Here is a 21,111-nt window from a genome sequence, read left to right as displayed (position 1 = left end):
ATGTTACTCGCCTACACGTTGTTGAATTCTATCGGCAAACATACCGATACTGATTGCGAAATAATTCGACTTGTTCCAATGCAATAGCGTGCGATAGTTATTTGACACTAAAAACGCTCGCCCTAATTCCCGATCCGGTCTCACCAACCACAGATCCGTTTGAGAAAGTGCGGTCAATTTTTGCTGCGTTTCCGGCGTTTGGAATTTCAGGCTGACACCTCGATTTTGCCAATCGGTTAAGCGACGCTGTTTCCCCTCTTCCGTGCCGGAGAGTGCCATATCAATCGGTTGATTTACGGTCACTTCAATGCCCCAAGGCAAATTTGGGTTCCAGCCCTCGGTGTGTAAATAATTGGCAATAGAGGCAAACACGTCATAGTGTTCTGTCCAAATATTTTTCATGCCATCGCCGTTTCCATCAGCAGCATAATTCAAATAAGAACTTGGCATGAATTGCGTTTGCCCCATGGCACCTGCCCAAGAACCCAACATTTGGTGGCGTTGGATATGATCCCGTTGCAGCATTTTCATGGCAGCAATAAATTCTTTACTGAATAAGGCTTCGCGGCGGCCATCAAAAGCTAAGGTAGCCAACACAGATAACACGTCATACTTGCCTTGATAATGACCGAAGCTGCTTTCCATACCCCACAACGCCATCAAATAATTTTTCGGTACGCCAAATCGTCGGCTTGCCTTTTCCAGTTGCGGCAGTTGCGCCCAATATTTTGAGACCGCAATATCCACTTTGTTTTGTGTTAACACACGATTTAAGTAATTGGTCGTGCCATTGGGATTGACCACCGGCGGTGCATTAGGATCACGTTTACGAATTCGTCCCGCTTGTTGATCGTCTAAATCCACAGATTTTTGAATATAGTTAATGTTATTTTGCGCCTTCAATACCGCCTCCGATACGCCTTCTGCGGCGGCTTTACCTTTCAAGAAATTTACATAATCCTGAAAGTTTTCTAAGGTGCGCGGTTTATTGTAGCTCGCATGAAGATCCACACGATGAATTCCGTTGCCCGATGCAGCGGAAGTCACATCACTTGAACAGCCGGCTAAAGAAAGTGCGGTCAAAATGGAAGAGAGTTTTAAAAAGGTTGTCAATTTCATCATATTATTTTCTCAAAAATGTTTGGTAAATCCGTTGTAATAAGACGGTTGGAACTAAACGGGAACCAAAGCGCAAGGCAAACGTAAACAAGCCGGAAAATAAGCCTTGAATACCTAAACGATATTTCAATTTAAATAAACGCCATTCTGCTTTCGCTTGATTTAAACCACGACGGCGTCCTACCATGCCGTTACCGACACGAGCATAAACTAAAATATCCGGCAAGTTTGCCACTTTTTGACCTTGTGCCACAAGCTTAATCCACAGGTAATAATCTTCCTGTAAATCTTCATATCCACCACAATTAATGACCGCACTTTTTTGATACGCCACCGTCATGTGATTGAACGGACAACGTTTTTGGGTAAATTTTACAATCTCTTGCGCTTCAGTCGGCACATGACGATATGCCACAATGTCGTTCACATTGTCACCAAATTCAGCGATTTGTCCGCCGAAAATGATCGTTTCCGGATGTTGTTCAATAAATGCCACTTGCTTTTCAAAGCGCTCCGGCACACAAATGTCATCGGTGTCCATACGAAAGACCCAATCGTGTGAACAATGTTTTAATCCTTCATTTAAGGCTTTACCCAATCCCAGGTTTTTCGGCAACTTCACTAAATGAAGCGGCAATCTTGTTTCAAATTCAGAAACCACGGCTTCCAGTTCTGGTGTCACCGCCCCATCAAACACCAACACGATCTCATCTGCTGGATGGGTTTGAGCCACTAAACTTTCAAAACATTCTCTTAAATATTGTGGATTTTCCTTAACGTATAAGGACATTAAAACTGAAAATTTCATCTCTTTTCTCTTTGTCTTCGTAGGGACAGACTTTATGTCTGTCCTTACACATTCAATTTTGACATAGGATAGGCATGAAGCCTGCCCCACAAACATCACATAAACCGTTTCAAATTAATTGCCAATTTAGGTGAAATTAAAACTACCAAGGCAATGACTAGCTGCTTAATACTTTTCGTTAATTTAAAAATCTCAAAATAGTAAAAAGCCGCTTTACGGGATAAATTCATTATATGTGGGTAAGCCAACATATATTGTGCGTTGATGGCAAAATGCTTTTCTTGTTCTGCCATTTTCACATAATGTTCACGGATATAATCAATCGCTTTTTGCGTATTGGTGGTATCCGTAGAAACACTTGAACGCTTGGTATGGAAGGTACAATAAGTTAATGGTTCTGCCACTTTGTACGCTTTAAACGTTGGATCTTGTACAAGTTTCAGCAAGAAATCATAATCTTCCAAAGAACGAAGTGCGGTGGATAATCCGCCGATTTTTAAAAACAGATCTTTTTTCACCCCAATCATTGGCATACCACCGATTTTATTCGCCAATAGAATTCGCTCTACGCTAATCTCTTGCGGCTCAATTGGGGTTGTCACATAGCTAAAACCTTCATTGACCATTTCACATTTAGCCGGATGATAAATAAAATTCACATCGGGATGATCAGCAATCACATCGGCTAATTTCTGACATTTATCATTTGCAAAACGATCATCGTCATCAAGAAATAGCAGCCATTCATTATCGGCATTTCTTGCCCCGATATTACGGCTTTCTGCCGCGCCTTGATTGGTTTCGTTACGAATCACTTTAACTGCAAATGGATACGATTGTGTCACTGCAACAGGTTCTTTTGAGCAATCATCCACAATCACGACGTCAAAATTATAGGAACTCTGCTTGGTTAAACTTTCCAATAAGGCAGGAATTTCGTCTTTCCGATTATAAGAAGGCACGATGATACTAAACATCTTTCGGCTCCTTTTGTTTAAATAAAATCAGTTGTTTACCGTGAGTGCCAAAAAGCGATAAGAACATCAACATAACGAACATAATGCCAGGGAAAGCAAAGGTATCCGCTTTGATATTACAGAACGCTAAAATCACGAAAGCAGAAAGGATAAATTTCCAACTGCCATCAAACCAATTTAAGGCGACTTTGCGGACAAAATAGAAAGTCACAGCAAAACACACCAAAGCATAAGACAGGCCACCATAAAGAATTTGGCGTAAGAAACCGGAATCTGTATGACCATAATAACGGCCGACTTCCAACTGCCCTGTCATATACATCCCGTCACCTTGAATAAATTGTTTTAATGTCGGCATAAACAAATGGTTTTTCATGAGCGTATCCGTTGAAGAACTCACAAAGCCTTCTCCGTGTAATAAATTGATCACAGGTTCTAAAGCATGTGCCACATAAGGATTTTCTGGTAAGAAATACGCCAATAACAATACCAAAATAGCAAATGCAATAAGCGATGGCACATAACGCCATTTGAAATACACAAAAATGCTCACGACCGATAATAATAGAAATGTACGCCCTGAAATCAATCCAATACATAGCATAAAAAACACTAAAACACTTGGAAGCGTATTATGTTTAGCATTGTAAGCCAGCAAAAAATGCAACAGCATTAAATAGAATAAACTCAGCTGAAAAAAGGCGGTTGCAGTGATGTTATATAAGCGATACTCCTGCTCTGAACCATAAAAACGTGCAGGCAACACCGCATTGGTTGAAAGTAAGAAATCAATCATAAATGACGCGCCCAGTAAGCCAATCACGCCTACGATAAACTGCACCACCACGCCAATTTGCAAATCTCGCACGACTCGTTGTTGTCCGTTTGCATTGGCATAAAACGCATTATAAAGTCCCACGCCTAATAAGAATAAAATCAATTCCTTCACATACATGGTGATAACAGAAAGATCTTTTGTGCCATTAAGCAATAGCGGAATCACACTGAAAACAATCAATCCGCCTAAAACAGCAAGACTGTCTAAAGACAGAATGATGCCTTGTGGTTTCTGCTTTTTAATGTACTGATAAGCCAAAACAACCAGTGCTGCCAAGCCCGCGACGAATGACATTCGTACGACATGGAACAGCCAAGGATCGTAAAGATAAAAAAGGTTAAAAAGTGCGGTCATTTTTTACGTTATTTTCCTAAATTCTTTTTCACCGCTAAGATTTTTTTGAGCGGATATTTCATTAATTTCTTCACCAAATTATTGGATTTTGAACCACGAATGGCTTCCAAATTACTCACTAATTGTGGGTTTTCAATAGCCACAAGCGGGCGAACTACATTGTTATTAATCTGGAATTTCGTTTCAAATAATAAGAAATCATCCGCAAGCCAAAACGGTTTTTCCTGTTCAAGTTGTTTTAAAAATGTACGTGCCGCAGATTTTTTAATTAAATATGCCACCGTGCCGGCAAAATAACTTTTATACGGATACGCGACGGTAACATCCCCAACGGTTTGACGTAAAAAAGAAAAGGTGGTTGGATAATTAATCTCTAATTCCACATCGTCAAATTCCGCAATTTTGGATTGTCCAATTAATACAATATCCGCATCACACTTTTCAGTTAAAAGTGCGGTCGTTTTTGGCGATAAATTTGCATTGAACAAGGCATCATCTTCACAGATCAATGCATAGTCATTCTCTGCCACATTTTGATCTTCTACGATCTGACGATAAACCGCTAAATGGCTTAATGTACAACCAATTTCGCCTTTTGTGACATTGCGTCCATAATGCTGTTCAAACTTCGCTGGGTTAAACACCTCTGCCAACGCATCCCATTCTTTTTGCATGGTATTAATCGCTGAAAAAACTGCGAAATCGGCGGTATCGGGTTGAGTAAAAAACAGCTCACGGCGCTGAACATCTTTATCAAGTGAAATCAAATATTTATTCATAATTATCTCAGTTAAAATCCATTTCCCATTTGATGCTATTAAGGGGAAATAGTTGCATAAAAGATTGCTGATTATACTAAAGAAATCTATAATCCCCCACCTATTTTACGGCAAAAACACAAGTTCGATTTTCCCGATGTCCAACAAAACCATTGCTAAAAATACCCTCTTTCTTTATGTCCGTATGTTGTTCAATATGGGCGCGATGCTGTATATCTCACGCGTGGTGTTGCGCGTATTAGGCGTGGAAGATTTCGGGATCTACAACATTGTCATGGGCGTGGTGATTTTATTCTCCTTCTTTAACGGCACCATGACTGCCACCACACAACGTTTCATTAACGTCGAAAAAGCCTCCAACGACAGCAAGCGCATTAATAAAGTGTTTAACATCAGTATTCTCAATCACTTATTGATCATGTTGGTTGTGGTGGTATTGGCAGAAACCGTTGGGCTGTGGTTCCTTAACCATAAATTAATTATTCCTGCCGCACGTATGCAAGCGGCCAATATTGTTTATCAGGTCGCCTTGGTCATTGCCTTGATTGAAATTATCAAAGTGCCCTTTAACGCCATGATTGTTGCCCATGAAAGAATGGCTTTTTATGCCTGGCTGGGATTAGCTGAAACCGCCTTTAAACTGACGGCGATCTTTATCTTGATGCATATCGAACACTACGACAAACTGATTTCTTATAGCCTCTTGTTGTTGTGTGTCAGCCTATTGGTGTTTACCCTTTATTTTCGTTTCACACGCAAGGCTTTCTACACGGAAACCCGTTTCCATTTTGAGAAAGATTTACATACCACCAAAGAAATGATGAGCTTTTCCGGCTGGATGCTGGTGGGACAACTCGCTTATGTAGGATCAACGCAAGGGCTGAATATGGTGACCAACCTGTTCTTCGGCGTTGCCGCAAATGCGGCGGTCGGCATTGCGACGCAAGTGGATACCGCCGTGTATAGTTTTGTGAACAACTTCCAAGTGGCGTTTAACCCGCAGCTGGTGCAATCCTATGCGGCAAAAGACTATGAGCGAAATAAAAAGCTAATCTTGGGCACCTCAAAATATTCTTTCTACTTAATCGCCATTTTATCTGCACCGGTGTTGTATTTCAGCCACACATTGCTGACATTATGGCTGGGCGATCATGTGCCAATATATACCGATAAACTCGTACAAGCCACGCTTGTTTGTTCCCTCATCAGTGCCATGGCGGGGTCATTCTGGATGACCGCGTTGGCTATCGGTTCAAAAACCATTAAACAATACAACGTTATCTTGGCGATTATCGATCTTTGCACCGTGCCGCTTGCCTATTATCTGTTTACTTTAGGCTACAATCCGGTCTATGCCTTTATTGGAAAATTCTGCACCGCACTTTTGATGCAGCTTTATCGTCTCTACTTTATTAACAAAAGAATTAAATTTAATCGCAAAGAATTTGTCTCATACTTAACAAATATCAGCTTAGTTTTCGCCTTATTATTAGGCTTAATTTATTTCTCGGACACACAGCGAACCTACTCATTCTTAGAATTTGTAGGAGAAGCTATCCTGCTTGAAGTTGTGTTAATTTCAGTGATTCTCGTAATGGGACTCAACAAAACTGAAAAAGACTTTTTATTTAGCTATTTAAGAAAAAGAGTGAAAAGATGAATCAACAACTCATTGATTTAAAAAACAAGTTAGCCCCGATTGCAGATTTAATTAAAGATAAAAACGATGTTTTTTATCTTGATTACCCGTTGCATTTAAACGTGGGCGATTTATTGATTTATCACGGAACAGAACAGTTTTTTACGGATCACCATATTCATGTGGCCTTAAAACGCAGTGAATTCGATATGGACATCGAAGAACTGAAACAGAAAATTACACCAAATACCACCATTTTATTACACGGCGGTGGTAATTTCGGCGATCTTTATCCACAGCACCAAAATTTACGGGAAACCATTATACGGACATTCCCGAATAATCGGGTGATTGTGTTACCACAAACCCTTTTCTATAAAAGCCAAGAAACGTTGGAAAAATCCGCCGCACTTTTCATGCAGCATCAAGATTGTCATTTGCTGGCACGTGATGAAAGAACGGCAAATGCCTTTAAACAGTTTTCACCAAACGTATATTTATCACCAGACATGGCACATGAACTGTACGGCACGTTACCGACAAAAAATACCCAAACCGGGCAATCGCTATATTTCTTACGCAAAGACATTGAAGCCAGCGATATTGAAAAAAATATTACGGCACAATTGCCTGCCGGCAGCCATATCAAAGATTGGGATGACATTTTATCCGGTCAGGATGACTTCGTCTTGGCAGTAAGCTGGCGTTTAGCAAAATTTGCCAAGCGACACAATATCAGTTGGCTAAAAGATCTTGTTCATCAATATTGGAAAAACTATACCTTACGCATTGTGCAACGGGTAGCCAAAAACTTCCTAAGTTATGACAACATCACCACCACCCGCCTGCACGGCCATATTTTTTCTTGTCTATTGGAAATTCCAAACGTGGTTTGTGATAACTCTTACGGCAAAAACACCGGCTACGCCAATTTATGGACAAAAACATTGGATTTTGTTGCGTTTTATCGATAAGAAAATGGCGTGGAATACGCCTTTTTTCTCATTATAGGAGGAATTTCCCCCTCATCGCGTGCAACTTGTTGCACGAATGATTAAACCTCGATGTGTAATTCACGATTTCGTGCGTAGCGTGCAACTTGTTGCACGAATGACTAAACCTCGATGCGTAATTCACGATTTCATACGTAGCGTGCAACTTGTTGCACGAATGATTAAACCTCGATACGTCATTCACAATTTCGTGCGTAGCGTGCAACTTGTTGCACGAATGATTAACCTCAATGCGTAATTCATGATTTCGTGCGTAGCGTGCATCTTAATGCACGACCAAATCACGCACGGAACGTTATTTGCCCCCTTTAAGGGAAGTATAAAACCGCACGTTTTACCTGTGGATTGTTATTGAAGCAGGTTCTTTGTTGTGCAATAATTTGTACAACTTTTGTATAAGGAACAACCAATGAACGTCATCAGTTATTCAGCATTCCGCGCGGAATTAGCCACAACACTCGACCAAGTCGTTGCGAATCACAGCCCGGTCATGATCACCAGACAAAATGGCAAACATGCCGTTGTCATGAGCTTAGAAGATTTTGCTGCTTATGAAGAAACGGCTTATTTATTGCGTAGCCCTAAAAACCGTAACCGATTATTAGAATCCCTTCAGCAATTAAATTCAGGTAACGTCATTGAACGAGAATTGCAAGAATGATTTTAGCTTGGACAGAAAACGCTTGGGATGATTATCTCTATTGGCAACAAACTGATAAAAAAGTGTTATCTCGCATTCATAAATTAATTCAAAACATTCTCAGAACCCCTTTTGAGGGGTTAGGCGATCCTGAACCGCTAAAACATCAATTAAGTGGTCTTTGGTCAAGAAGAATAGATAGAGAACATCGAATTGTTTATCATATTTCTGATACGCACTTAACGATCATTCAATGTCGCTATCATTATTAATACGTTTATTAACACTATGTTTGAACTAAAAAAACTCATCACCGCCATGATGCTACCGCCATTTAATATTTTGATTTTATGGCTATTCTCGCTTTTATTTTCAGTCTTTAAATACAAAACACTAAGCCGCCTTTGTGCTTTTTCCGGCATTGTGTTGCTCTATCTGGTCAGCATTCCCTATACGGCACAAACGTTAAAAGACAGCTTAGTCACCGAAGATCATTTAACCTTAAACGATTATAAACAAGCACAAGCCATTGTGTTATTGGGCGGTGGTGTGCGTGATAGCAAAGAACTCTATGCGCCACTGGCATCTTCTGCCACACAGCTGGAACGTTTGCGCTACGCCGCTTATTTGCAAAAAGAAACGCAACTGCCCTTGTTGATTAGCGGTGTCAGCCCGACCGGTGCCTCAGAAGGCAAGGTTTCTGCCCAAGAATTACAGACGTTCTTTAATGTGCCGACGAAATGGCTAGAAGAAAAATCTTTAACCACCAAAGAAAATGCCTTATATACCCGTCAATTACTAGAGAAAGAAGGCATCCATAAAATCATTCTAGTGACGAATGAATGGCATATGCAACGGGCAAAACTCTTGTTTCAACAGCAAGGCTTTGATGTCTTGCCGGCAAGCGTAGGCGAAGGCATTACTCCGGACTCTTACGGATTAAACATGATGCACTTTGTGCCTCAAGCCGGTGCGATGGCAAAAAATATGCAATTACTGAAAGAGTGGATCGGTTATTGGAAAGAAAAATAATCTCATTTTCGACCGCACTTTGATTTGCCGAATACGCCCAAACAGGGCGTATTTTTTATCACCTTTCTTTTGATTTTCGATCCATATCGCAAAATATGACACACCGCATCGCACTACGCTTATTGCTTCGATAACGTTCTTTTTATTTAATGGAACCTGCTATGCGCCAAATTATCCTCTTTCTCACCCTCTTCTTTTTTCACCTCATTTGTTACGCAGACAAACCTGACTTAATGCTTTTAGAGACATACAAAAACCAAAATGTGACAGGATGGGTAATGAGTGAAAAATTGGATGGTGTCCGTGGTTATTGGGACGGCAAACAGCTTTTTACTCGAGGTGGAATAACACTATCGCCACCAAAGGATTTTTTAGCGGAATTTCCGCCGTTTGCCATTGATGGCGAATTATTTAGCCAACGTGATCAATTTACGGAAATTTCCTCGATTGTTCGTTCTCAACAGGATAAAGGTTGGCATAAGCTAAAGCTTCATGTGTTTGATGTGCCTGATGCCAAAGGCAATTTATTTGAACGCTTAGCGCAATTAAAATCCTATTTAGCACAACACCCAATGGCGCCCATCGAAATTATCGAACAAATCCCCATTGAAAATTCACAACACATTCAACAATTCTTACAACAAGTGGAACAACAAAAAGGCGAAGGCATCGTGATTCGTAACCCTAATGCGCCTTACGAAAGAAAACGCAGCGCACAAATTCTCAAATTAAAGACCGCACTTGATGAAGAATGCACGGTGATTTCTCATCATGCCGGCAAAGGGCAATTTGAAAATGTCATGGGATCAATTACCTGCGAGAATCACCGTGGTCAATTCAAAATTGGTTCCGGATTCAAATTGGAGGATAGAACGAATCCGCCGCCTATTGGTTCACAAATCAGCTATAAATACCGTGGCTTAACAAACAAAGGCAAACCAAGATTTGCGACCTTTTGGCGACGTGTAAGTCTTTCCGATGAAAAACACCGCGCAGAGTAAGGCATCATAACAATCCGCGTCTTTTGACTTCCAACAGTTAAAATGGCATCATGCCAGCCTTATTTTAACGACAAGATCAGTAAGCTGCCTATGCACTATCAAGACAAAAGCCTCAATGCCCTTAAACTCGGTCAACAAACAAAATATTCAGAAAAATACGACCGCACTTTATTACAACCGGTTCCACGCCGATTAAATCGCGATCAACTCAACATCACCGCCACGCAACCTTTTACGATTGGTGCGGATATTTGGACGGCATACGAAATTTCATGGCTCAACCCGAAAGGCGTGCCGCAAGTGGCGATTGCGGATGTCAGCATCGATTTTCGCAGTGAAAATTTGATCGAATCCAAAAGTTTTAAACTCTATTTAAACAGCTTTAACCAAACAACATTCACCGATTTCGCCGACGTCCAACAAACGTTACAGCGTGATCTGCAAGATTGCGCCCAAGGCGAAGTCAACGTGCGGTTAAATTCGCTGGCGGATTACACCGCGCAACCGATTGTCGCCTTGTCGGGTGATTGTATTGATGCACAGGACATCGAGGTTCGGGATTATGCCTTTAATGCCGCCTTACTGAATCATTGCACCGGTGAGCATCTGGTCGAAGAAACGTTAGTCAGCCACTTACTCAAATCTAACTGCCTCATCACGCAACAACCGGACTGGGGCAGCCTGCAAATTCATTATGTCGGCAAGCAAATTAACCGCGAACAACTATTGCGCTACATCATTTCTTTCCGCCAACATAACGAATTCCACGAGCAATGTGTCGAGCGTATTTTCTGCAACCTCATGCAGTACGCCAAACCGGAAAAACTCACCGTTTACGCCCGTTATACCCGCCGTGGCGGTTTGGACATTAACCCTTATCGCTCCAACTTTGAGCCACTGCCACAAAATGTAAGATTGGCAAGACAATAGTCAATCCATTTTGAAAACGCACCGCACTTTTGAATATCTTGCTCAAAGTGCGGTCTTATTTTTAACTGTTTTTCGTCATTAATCCTCTATTTTTCCCCGAATATACCTTACATCTCAGTTTTTCATTCTAATCCGGCGACAATCTTCTCTTTTTACGCCAACAATTCCTCTTTATGAGCGAGGATTAATGACAACTGCCGAACAGCGTTTTTAAGATTGCTACTCTCTAAAGCACATAATCTCTAAACCACATAAATGAGTTGAATCAGCTATATTGGGTGGAGATAAGTTACTACCTTAATTCGATAGCCTATTATAACTATTGATTAATTGCACACACAATTAACATCAACTTATAATCTTAAGAACTTTAATTCTACATTTATATCGAGGTTTTACATGAACTTTAAAAACACAACCATTGCTGCAGCAATTTTATTCTCACTCACCGCTTGCGGAAGCGGTGGTAATAATACCGATACAACACCAAACAAACCGAATATTCAAAACGAACAGTCGCAGAAAAAAGTAGCTGATGCGCAAAAAGCCGAAGAAGCACGCAAAGCGAAAGAAGCCGCAGCACAGAAAGCGGAAGAAGCGCGCAAAGCAAAAGAAGAGGCAGAACAAAAAGCGGAAGAGGCCCGCAAAGCTAAAGAAGCGGCTGAACAGAAAGCCGAAGACACTCGTAAAGCAAATGAAGCTGCACAAAAAGCTGAAGAAGCCCGTAAAGCTAAAGAAGCGGCTGAACAGAAAGCTGAAGAAGCCCGCAAAGCTAAAGAAGCGGCTGAACAGAAAGCTGAAGAAGCTCGTAAAGCTAAAGAAGCTGCTGAAAAACTAGAACAAGAAATTAATCAGCTAAAAGGCATTTCTGCCGACGCATATCCAGAAGGCAAAATTATGCGCCATGATACGAATCATATTACCACCCCAACAGATGAACAGACGCAGAAACACTTTCATCGTCACATGGTTTACAACCAAAAATACTCTGTCATTCTAGCTGAGTATGAAATTGAACAAACTTATAATAACAATACAGGATCTCTTGCATATCCTGAGTTTTCCAACTCAAAAATTGAGACAAGAGGGCTAAAAACTGAACCGGCAAATCTTCCCCAAGAAGGCACTGCAACCTACTCAGGGAAAGCTTTTGATGGAACATTTTATCACCCGGCTCAAGAACCGACTACCCCACCTACACAAGTTGATGAACATCTAGGTAACCTTTCCTACACTGTCAACTTTACGAATAAAACAGGTTCAGGAACGATTACTGGTTTGGGAGATAACATAGTATTAAAAGAAGGTAAGATTTCAGGCACTGGAATTTCAGCTGGTGCACAACGCGGTAGAGAGCCAGGTGAGTATTCTTTAGATTTCTTCGGTAAGAATGCGGAGGAAATTGGTGGTAAAGTCACTTTAGGGGGTGCTGATTACTTTGGCTTCGGCGGTACACGTAGTGAAATCCAAAAATAAACTTTTCCTTTAATATAAAAATGCCGTTTGAACTTCGGTTTAAACGGCATTACTTTCTAATCGACTATGAAAAAACTTCCCTATTTTATCATTCTACTTCCCTTAGCTACTCAAGCTGAAACACTTCGCGTGCTACAACCCATTTTCTTTGAAAATAACAACGTTCTAAAGAATGAAGAACCGCAATTAAAAACGCAACCAAAAGACACCGCACTTTCAGTACCGATGGCATTTGAACAAAATGACAACACGCAAACTAAGCTGGAAAAACTGATCAATTATAGTGTGGTAAAACAACAATGGGGAATATTGAAACAAACGTTGCCGCTTTATCAATCGCAACCTCAACACGATGTCACACTATATCGTTATGCCCTAGGGGCAATGTTGCGGGCAGAGCGTGACTACAACGGTGCAATTGCGCTTTATCAAAAAATCCTTCACGACAAACCGGAACTGGCTTATCCCCGTTTCGATTTAGGCGTAATGTTGTTTGAAAATAAACAATATCTCCAAGCTAAAGCAGAACTTGAGCGTGCTAAGCCAGCATTATCTCCAGCCATGCAACAATTTACTCAGCGTTACTTAGAGACAATGAAGGAACGTCAGGGCTGGAAAGCGGATGTAGAATGGCAATATACCCAAACCGACAACGTGAATAACGCGTCATCCCAACAAGATATTTTGCTAGGTAAATTGCGCTTTAAAAAAGACAAAGACTCTTTGCCACAAAAAGCGCATGGTTTTCGGTACGGACTTGGGTTAAGCCGTGAAATCAATGTCTCCGGTAATCATTTTATGACGGTAAACAGCCGTTTTGGTGGTGTGCATTACTGGGATAATCAAGATTATAGCGAAAAATCACTTTACGCCGCATTAGGCTATCGTCATCGTTCCGCCTTACAATCTTTAGGATTGACGCCGTTTTTTGAGCAAAATTGGTTAGGCGCACCACGCTATAGCCAAAATTATGGCATTACCGCAGATTTACGCCGTGAATTGACCGAACTTTGGTCGTTCTCCGGCACGCTTTCCCACACGCAAAAACGCTATGCGGATGCCAATGTTGCACGCCGTCACAACGGTTATATTAACGGTGCAACGCTCTCATTAAGTTATCAGGCAAAACCGAATTGGTTACTTTTCGTCGGTGTGGAAGGTAGCCTAGATCGCAGCAAAGACAAAGCAGAGTCCTCACTTCGTCGAGGTGTTAATCTCGGTACCGTCTGGCAAATCAAGGATTTCGCGACACGCTTAAGCATTCGGTATGTCAAACGTGACTTTCGAGCAAAAAACTTCTATTTTCCAACGAAAAAACGACAAGACAAGGAATATGATTTTAACGCCAGTCTATGGCATAACAAAATGCAATGGAAAGGTTTTATTCCTAAGTTAAATTATCGTTACCGGAAAATTGACAGTAATATCCCGGAATTTTATTCACGCACCAGCGGAGAATGGTTTGTGTCTGTTGAGCGTAATTTCTAAAGGAAGTTACCCAAAATAAAATAGAAAACATGACCGCACTTTGATTTTCGCCTTCAAAGTGCGGTCTCTTTTCAAGGTATTTTCTCTTCACTTCGCTTTGTCCATCTATCAAATCAATTTTTTCTACCTTTCCTCATCACCGCTAAAATGTGATCTATCTCACAGTTTTAAGTCTTGTCTTGTGCTCAAATTGAACCACTGTCCTCTTTTTGGGACAAAATAGTAAAGACCTGAGGATGTAAAAAGAGCAGGTATCACTTTGATTCATCACGTAGAAAAAAGGAGAAAACAGATGACAAAAGATCTTAATGTCTTTGACAAACACTATGGTTTATTGATCAACGGCGAATGGACGAATGGTTCAGAAGGTAACACCTTAACAGCACATAACCCTGCAAATGGCGATGCATTAGCGACCTTTATTGACGCCACCGATGCGGATGTGGATGCCGCTGTGAATGCGGCAAAAGAAGCCTTTAAAACCTGGAAAAATACCAGTGCAGCCGAACGTGCCACGATTTTAAATAAAATCGCAGACATTATTGACGAAAATACCGAGTTATTTGCCTTGCAAGAAACACTGGATAACGGTAAACCAATTCGCGAAACGCGTGCTGCAGATATTCCGTTGGCATCCGATCATTTCCGCTATTTTGCCAGTGTGATTCGTTCTGAAGAAGGCGTTGCCAACCAACTGGATAACGAAGACTTGTCGTTGATTTTACGCGAGCCGATTGGCGTTGTTGGTCAAATTATTCCGTGGAACTTCCCGTTCTTAATGGCCGCATGGAAAATTGCGCCGGCGTTGGCGGCAGGTTGTACCGTTGTAATTCACCCTTCATCTTCCACTTCATTGAGTCTGCTTTCCTTAGCACAAAAAATTAATCACTTATTGCCGAAAGGGGTCTTCAATGTCATTACCGGCAAGGGTTCCAAATCCGGCGAATATATGCTGCGTCATCCTGGATTCAGCAAACTGGCGTTCACCGGTTCCACCGAAATCGGTCGAAAAATTGGTATGGCTGCCGCTGAAATGTTGATTCCATCCACCTTGGAATTAGGTGGCAAATCCGCCAATATTTTCTTTGACGATATGCCATTTGATAAAGCATTGGAAGGCGCACAAAAAGGGATTCTCTTCAACCAAGGGCAAGTGTGTTGTGCCGGTTCACGGATCTTCGTACAAGAAAGCATTTACGATAAATTCATCGCGGCATTAAAAGAAGAATTTAAGAAAGTCAAAGTTGGCTTGCCTTGGGAAGATGACACGCAAATGGGCGCACAAGTAAACGGAAATCAAATTAAGGTGATTAGTAAATACGTGGATATTGCCAAAGAAGAAGGTTGCCAAATCATCCTTGGTGGGGGCAAATCAACCGATCCGGTATTGGCTCGCGGCGAATTTTTCCAACCAACTTTAATTTTGGCGCCGGACAACAAAAAACGTGTCGCGCAAGAAGAAATTTTTGGGCCGGTTGCTGTGGTGATCAAGTTTAAAGATGAAGCAGATGTGATCCAAATGGCAAATGACAGTGATTATGGCCTAGGCGGTGCGGTGTGGACATATAACATTAACCGTGCCCTACGGGTTGCACGCGCACTCGAAACCGGTCGTGTTTGGGTGAACTGCTATAACCGTTTACCGGCCGGCGCACCATTCGGCGGTTATAAAACCTCCGGTATCGGTCGTGAAACCCATAAAATGATGCTTGCCGCTTATACACAGGTGAAAAATATCTTTATCAGCACCCGTGAAGAACGCGAAGGCATGTATTAATCTTTTCACTTTCAGCCTAAAAACAAACCGCACTTTGATTTTTGCCTTCAAAGTGCGGTTTATTTTTCATATGTTTTTACTTTTCGCAGGACTCTTCGCACAACAGCTCAATTTCCTGTTTTAATGCATACGGCATATGCCGAGGTCCGCGTACGGCACTGACACCGAATTGCGCCATTTTCGCGCGGGGAATAAGACGCTTATCGTATTCTTTCAAACAACGAATTTTCATCACCCGCTTCACCTGTAAATCATCCGTTCGTTTTTGGTGATAGGGAATGTTTACCTCCAACACTACACATTTATAGCAAATAGCCCCTGTAGGTTCAGTGACGTACATATATACAATATCATCTACCGCAATATTGTTACTCTGCTTCCAGTAAATTTCTCCACCTTCGCGCAAATCTTTCTCCACATCGTAATATTTCGGATTAGCCGGCACGATCCACTCCGTATAACGGGTGATCCCAAGCTGTTTTTTCACCTGTCGGGTAGCGGTGAGATCAAAACTAGTATTTAATAAAAACAATACAGTGTTTTTATCTACAGAGCCATCTAACAACACCGTCAGCCAATGATTTTTATTCATGTGATACGCCGGTAGGAAACCTGGTTGCGGCAAAAATACGCTCAGCATTTCAGGGGAACATTTCACGTTCATCACCGCCAATTTCCCCGTGCCGCTTAGCCCTAATGACGATTTTTCGACATTCATCACAATGGCATACCATTTTCGATTATCGGCATGACGCAACACCGCATAATCTGGATGGGTCTTCCACAAATATTCCGGTTTAGTGCCATATTGGGTGAAGACATACTCGAAAACTTGTTGGGTTAGCTCAGCCATTCCATATTCCTCTTATTACTTTGATAACATCATTTTACGCCAACTTAGTCCTCAAAATAAAAGACATTAATTTCCACATCATTATTGTGCTTTTTAGTTCAACAGGCATATTATATTCCTTGAGAAAGGACTCAATTTAATCATATGAATAATGGATTATTCACCGCAGAGAGCAATCTCACTCTAATTAATAAACTCGGAGGAGTTATATGGAAGGGAAAACAATTGCGCCAATTGAAGTAAAAATGGGCTTCAAATGGCAAGGGTTACTGCTTTCAGTGATTGTCGGGATGGCAATTTGGCTGATTCCAATACCGGAAGGCCTTTCTGCCAAAGCATGGGGTATGCTTGCCCTCTTTGTTGCAACCATTGTGGCAATTATTGCCAAAGCCATGCCTATGGGGGCGGCAACCTTAGTTGCACTCGTCATTAGCGGTTTAACCGGCCTAACACCATTATCTCCCGCCAAAGGGGAAGTGGGCATGTTATCCGGTTTTTCCAACGGAACCATTTGGTTAATCGCCATTGCGATGTTTTTATCTCGGGCGGTCATCAAAACCGGCTTGGGGAAACGCATTGCCCTCTATTTCGTCGCACGTTTCGGTAAAAAAATGATGGGCGTTGCTTATGGTATCGCATTAGCCGATGTGGTCATTGGCCCGGGGATTCCGTCTGCCTCTGCGCGTGGTGGCGGTATCATGTATCCCATCATGCAGTCCATCGCTGATGCCTACGATTCCAAACCCGGCCCAACCGCCAGACGTGCCGGTGCATTTCTTGCCATCGCCGTATCACAAATCGACACTATCGTGTGTACCATGTTCCTCACTGCCATGGCGGGCAACCCGTTAATCGCGGAACTTGCCAAAGGTCAAGGCGTTGAAATTACGTGGATGACTTGGTTCTTAGGAGCCATCGTACCGGGCGTTATCAGTTTGATCGTATTGCCTTATTTCGTCTATTTGATTTACCCGCCTGAACTCAAAGACACACCGAAAATGGCAGAAATGGCGCGTGAAGAATTGCATAATATGGGACCAATGAGCAAAGCAGAATGGATTTTGGCGCTTGATTTCATCTTATTGTTGTTCTTATGGACCGTAGGTGATTTGGTCTTCCATATTCCGGCAACAGTTTCCGCCTTTATCGGTTTGGTGATTTTATTACTGACAAACATCATGAGTTGGAAAAATATCGTTGCTGAAACCACCGCATGGGACACCATGTTCTGGTTTGCGGTTTTGGTGATGATGGCAAATGCATTGAATAAATACGGTGCCATTGCTTGGATTTCAAGCCATATTTCCTCCTCTGTGGGGGCATTCAGTTGGCCGGTTGCCTTTACGATTTTAGTCTTAGTGTATTTCTACACTCGCTACTTTTTCGCTTCTGCCATGGCACACATTTCCGCCATGTACTTGGCATTCGTTGCGGCAGCCATTGCCGTTGGCACCCCTCCGATTATTGCCGCTCTCGGCTTAGGTTATACCTCAACCCTCTCAATGAGCTTAACCCAATACGCCGGAGGCCCTGGCCCAGCCCTCTATGGTTCCGGTTATAACTCAACCGGTCAATGGTGGGGCGTCAGCTTTGCCACCTCCATCGTATCCTTCATTATCTGGTTTGGTGTCGGGGGGTTATGGATGAAGCTATTAGGTTGGTGGTAAAGCCGCATTGCGCTTTAGAACTCACCTAAAATTCTTATAAAAAAATGACCGCACTTTATTTTTCAACCTAAAGTGCGGTCACTTTTTTCAGTATTTTTTAAATTAATCTGCGAGAAATAATGGCCCCATCGGCATTTTCGGCAACGCAAATCGGTCGGGATAAAGCACATTGACCAAATATAATCCTTCCGGTTTAGCCGTCGGTGCCGCGAGAGTACGATCTTGCTGAGCCAACAACCAAGCTAACCATTCCACCGGTTGATTGCCGCAACCCACCTCAATCAAGCTCCCCACAATGTTACGCACCATGTGATGAACAAACGCGTTTGCTTGAATATCCACGATGATATATTGCCCTAGGCGACTAACGTTTAAATGGTGCACATTACGCCACGGCGTATTGGATTGGCATTGCGCGGCGCGGAAAGAACTGAAATCATTTTCACCGAGCAACGCCTGTCCCGCCTGGTACATTAATTGATGATCGAGTTCCAAATGACAATGCGTCACGCCTTGCGGCAAAATGGCTGAACGCAGTTTATTACAATATAAAATATAACGATAACGACGGGCGGTAGCACTAAAACGGGCATGAAAATCATCATCAACCACTTTCGCCCATCGCACAGCAATATCATCGGGCAAATTCGCATTGACACCAAAACTCCAGGCTTTCTCAGGACGATGAGCAGTCGTTTCAAAATGGATCACCTGCCCAGTGGCATGTACGCCGGAATCCGTACGACCTGCACAGAAAATACTGATGTCTTCATCGGCAACGGTGGAAATCGCCCGTTCCAGTTCAGCCTGTACGCTTGCCACTTTTTCTTGTTTCTGCCAACCGAAATACTGTTTTCCGTCGTATTCCACACCTAATGCAATTTTCATGTTCTGCCCTGATTTTACTTAAAACGGCGTGCATTATAACAAGGCTTGGCGGATCTCAAAACATTCTAAAAACCCACCGCACTTTTGCTGAATTTCACACATAAAAAAAGCAGAGATTGCTCTCTGCTTTTGGGAAAACGTATAAAAATTAACGTTTGGAGTATTGTGGACGACGACGTGCTTTGTGTAAACCCACTTTTTTACGTTCAACGCGACGTGCGTCACGAGTAACGAAGCCTGCTGCACGAAGTGCTGGGCGTAAGGTTTCATCGTATTCCATCAATGCACGGGTAATACCATGACGAATTGCACCCGCTTGACCGGAAATACCACCACCTTTAACGGTGATGTATAGGTCTAATTTATCAGTTAATTCAACCAATTCTAACGGTTGACGAACTACCATGCGAGCAGTTTCACGACCGAAATATACGTCTAATTCACGTTGGTTGATGGTGATCTTACCATTGCCCGGTTTGATAAATACACGAGCTGAAGAGCTTTTGCGGCGACCTGTGCCGTAGTTTTGATTCTCTGCCATATCCTAAAACCTCGTGATTAAATATCTAAGACTTGTGGTTGTTGTGCAGCGTGTTGGTGTTCAGCACCTGCGTACACTTTTAATTTACGGAACATTGCACGGCCTAATGGACCTTTTGGCAACATACCTTTAACCGCAATTTCAATCACTGCTTCAGGACGGCGTGCGATCATTTCTTTGAAAGTCGCTTGTTTGATACCGCCTACATAGCCTGTGTGCCAGTAGTAAATTTTATCGCTGTCTTTGTTACCGGTTACAGCAACTTTGTCCGCGTTAATCACGATGATGTAATCACCTGTGTCAACGTGCGGAGTATATTCAGCTTTATGTTTACCACGAAGACGACGCGCTAATTCAGTCGCCAAACGACCTAAAGTTTTACCTGTCGCATCTACTACATACCAGTCGCGTTTAACCGTTTCTGGTTTTGCTACAAAAGTTTTCATTAATTAATTACCAATATAATAATATTAATACCCAGTGCTTAAAAAAGCACAACCAGTTATCTTAATCTTCACCCCTTCGAGTGCGATCTCGACAAAATAATGCGCGGTGGGAATCCGCAGCATTCACAGGGTCGGACAATTATATAGAAAATTTCACCGAAAAGCTAACGGTTTTACAGGAAAAATACGATAAATTTTGACCGCACTTTGTCTTTTTATTCGTCACTGTCAAATAAAAAATCTAGGGTTTGCGCCCTAACAGACAAATCACAGAACTGGCGCCGACATGACGGCTGCCTTCATTCATTTCTCGCACATCATGCTCTGCCAATAGCCATTCCAGCCCCAATAATGCTTGTTGCATCTCCTCCAAGGTGCCGAGCATTTCAACATGGCTAGGCCCGCCGGTACCATAACGAAGTTGATCAGGATGATAAAAGACGCCGGCAAACAAGCCGCCCGGTTGCAAGGCATTCACAATGCGTTGCATGACTTGAGTCCTTTCAGGTTCCATAAAATGGCAAAAGACGGACGTAATCACCGAATAATGCGCCGTGGGCATCGTCATTTCGGCAATATTGGCTAATCTCGTTGTGAACGGTACCTGATACCGATGCGCCAATGATTGCGCTTTTCGCAATCCCACTTGAGAGAGATCCACGCCTTCCGTTTCTAATCCGTGACGGGCTAAAAAGATGCCATTGCGTCCTTCTCCCGTAGCAAGATCTAAGGCTCTTCCAGAGGTTGGCAAGTAAGGCTTAATTCTAGCGATAAATTCATTAGGTTCCGTGCCAAAAATATATTCTTCCGTTTGATAACGCTCATCCCATTTTGTCATGTATTTT

Annotated in this window: 21 protein-coding genes; 11 read left to right on the top strand and 10 right to left on the bottom strand. The window is 42.3% G+C overall.

Features of this window, described 5'->3' with window-relative positions:
• Positions 1–3 precede the first annotated feature (3 nt).
• The 5 genes from AC30SF_RS04200 to AC30SF_RS04180 form a co-directional block, all read right to left on the bottom strand.
• Positions 4–1,122: a lytic murein transglycosylase gene (locus AC30SF_RS04200; protein WP_314401038.1), complete on the bottom strand. Its 1,119-nt coding sequence runs from the start codon at positions 1,120–1,122 to the stop codon at positions 4–6.
• 1 nt (position 1,123) lies between these two features.
• Positions 1,124–1,927: a glycosyltransferase family 2 protein gene (locus AC30SF_RS04195; RefSeq protein ID WP_489607661.1), complete on the bottom strand. Its 804-nt coding sequence runs from the start codon at positions 1,925–1,927 to the stop codon at positions 1,124–1,126.
• A gap of 95 nt (positions 1,928–2,022) precedes the next feature.
• Positions 2,023–2,904, bottom strand: coding sequence for a glycosyltransferase family 2 protein (locus tag AC30SF_RS04190; RefSeq protein ID WP_489607660.1), 882 nt, complete (start codon positions 2,902–2,904; stop codon positions 2,023–2,025).
• Positions 2,897–4,096, bottom strand: a complete 1,200-nt coding sequence (locus AC30SF_RS04185; RefSeq protein ID WP_489607659.1) for a hypothetical protein — start codon at positions 4,094–4,096, stop codon at positions 2,897–2,899. Before AC30SF_RS04185 ends, AC30SF_RS04190 begins: the two co-directional genes overlap by 8 nt.
• An 8-nt stretch (positions 4,097–4,104) precedes the next feature.
• Positions 4,105–4,875, bottom strand: coding sequence for a glycosyltransferase family 25 protein (locus AC30SF_RS04180; RefSeq protein ID WP_489607658.1), 771 nt, complete (start codon positions 4,873–4,875; stop codon positions 4,105–4,107).
• Between the two features lie 136 nt (positions 4,876–5,011).
• Between AC30SF_RS04180 and AC30SF_RS04175 the strand changes: the two genes are divergently transcribed.
• From AC30SF_RS04175 to AC30SF_RS04130, 10 genes are all read left to right on the top strand, one after another.
• Positions 5,012–6,535, top strand: coding sequence for an oligosaccharide flippase family protein (locus tag AC30SF_RS04175; RefSeq protein WP_489607657.1), 1,524 nt, complete (start codon positions 5,012–5,014; stop codon positions 6,533–6,535).
• On the top strand, positions 6,532–7,488 hold the full coding sequence (locus tag AC30SF_RS04170) for a polysaccharide pyruvyl transferase family protein (protein WP_489607656.1): 957 nt from the start codon (positions 6,532–6,534) through the stop codon (positions 7,486–7,488). Before AC30SF_RS04175 ends, AC30SF_RS04170 begins: the two co-directional genes overlap by 4 nt.
• A 448-nt stretch (positions 7,489–7,936) precedes the next feature.
• Positions 7,937–8,188 carry a type II toxin-antitoxin system Phd/YefM family antitoxin gene (locus AC30SF_RS04165; protein ID WP_021616779.1) on the top strand — a complete coding sequence of 84 codons (252 nt, stop codon included), beginning with the start codon at positions 7,937–7,939 and terminating at the stop codon, positions 8,186–8,188.
• The gene (locus tag AC30SF_RS04160; protein WP_021616780.1) at positions 8,185–8,439 is read left to right on the top strand and encodes a Txe/YoeB family addiction module toxin; all 255 of its coding nucleotides are present in this window, start codon (positions 8,185–8,187) and stop codon (positions 8,437–8,439) included. Before AC30SF_RS04165 ends, AC30SF_RS04160 begins: the two co-directional genes overlap by 4 nt.
• A gap of 16 nt (positions 8,440–8,455) precedes the next feature.
• A complete protein-coding gene (locus tag AC30SF_RS04155; protein WP_376922670.1) occupies positions 8,456–9,199 on the top strand; it encodes a YdcF family protein in 744 nt (247 codons plus the stop codon).
• A 161-nt stretch (positions 9,200–9,360) separates the two neighbouring features.
• The gene (locus AC30SF_RS04150) at positions 9,361–10,200 is read left to right on the top strand and encodes a DNA ligase (RefSeq protein ID WP_489607655.1); all 840 of its coding nucleotides are present in this window, start codon (positions 9,361–9,363) and stop codon (positions 10,198–10,200) included.
• A gap of 90 nt (positions 10,201–10,290) precedes the next feature.
• Positions 10,291–11,130: an NADPH-dependent 7-cyano-7-deazaguanine reductase QueF gene (gene queF / locus AC30SF_RS04145; protein WP_314401060.1), complete on the top strand. Its 840-nt coding sequence runs from the start codon at positions 10,291–10,293 to the stop codon at positions 11,128–11,130.
• A 399-nt stretch (positions 11,131–11,529) separates the two neighbouring features.
• Positions 11,530–12,606 carry a Slam-dependent surface lipoprotein gene (locus AC30SF_RS04140; protein ID WP_314401024.1) on the top strand — a complete coding sequence of 359 codons (1,077 nt, stop codon included), beginning with the start codon at positions 11,530–11,532 and terminating at the stop codon, positions 12,604–12,606.
• A gap of 66 nt (positions 12,607–12,672) precedes the next feature.
• Positions 12,673–14,094, top strand: coding sequence for a surface lipoprotein assembly modifier (locus tag AC30SF_RS04135; protein WP_489607654.1), 1,422 nt, complete (start codon positions 12,673–12,675; stop codon positions 14,092–14,094).
• 292 nt (positions 14,095–14,386) lie between these two features.
• Entirely contained in the window at positions 14,387–15,871 is a 1,485-nt protein-coding gene (locus tag AC30SF_RS04130) for an aldehyde dehydrogenase family protein (RefSeq protein WP_314401022.1), read from the top strand.
• 76 nt (positions 15,872–15,947) lie between these two features.
• On the opposite strand, the gene AC30SF_RS04125 is transcribed toward AC30SF_RS04130, so the two are convergent.
• Positions 15,948–16,724, bottom strand: coding sequence for an MmcQ/YjbR family DNA-binding protein (locus AC30SF_RS04125; RefSeq protein ID WP_489607653.1), 777 nt, complete (start codon positions 16,722–16,724; stop codon positions 15,948–15,950).
• A gap of 209 nt (positions 16,725–16,933) precedes the next feature.
• Here AC30SF_RS04125 and AC30SF_RS04120 point away from each other — a divergent pair, with 209 nt between their 5' ends.
• Positions 16,934–18,391, top strand: a complete 1,458-nt coding sequence (locus AC30SF_RS04120) for a DASS family sodium-coupled anion symporter (protein ID WP_489607652.1) — start codon at positions 16,934–16,936, stop codon at positions 18,389–18,391.
• Positions 18,392–18,493: 102 nt separating this feature from the next.
• Here the strand turns inward: AC30SF_RS04120 and truA are convergent, their stop codons facing one another.
• The 4 genes from truA to AC30SF_RS04100 all read right to left on the bottom strand — a co-directional run bounded on the left by truA (position 18,494) and on the right by AC30SF_RS04100 (position 21,104).
• Entirely contained in the window at positions 18,494–19,279 is a 786-nt protein-coding gene (truA, locus tag AC30SF_RS04115; RefSeq protein ID WP_489607651.1) for a tRNA pseudouridine(38-40) synthase TruA, read from the bottom strand.
• A gap of 148 nt (positions 19,280–19,427) precedes the next feature.
• Entirely contained in the window at positions 19,428–19,820 is a 393-nt protein-coding gene (gene rpsI / locus AC30SF_RS04110; protein ID WP_005557091.1) for a 30S ribosomal protein S9, read from the bottom strand.
• 17 nt (positions 19,821–19,837) lie between these two features.
• A complete protein-coding gene (rplM, locus tag AC30SF_RS04105) occupies positions 19,838–20,266 on the bottom strand; it encodes a 50S ribosomal protein L13 (RefSeq protein ID WP_006718336.1) in 429 nt (142 codons plus the stop codon).
• Between the two features lie 241 nt (positions 20,267–20,507).
• The gene (locus tag AC30SF_RS04100; RefSeq protein WP_489607650.1) at positions 20,508–21,104 is read right to left on the bottom strand and encodes a class I SAM-dependent methyltransferase; all 597 of its coding nucleotides are present in this window, start codon (positions 21,102–21,104) and stop codon (positions 20,508–20,510) included.
• Positions 21,105–21,111 lie beyond the last annotated feature (7 nt).

This window comes from Aggregatibacter valvarum, assembly GCF_980468985.1.
This window is presented reverse-complemented; position numbering and strand designations above follow the sequence as displayed.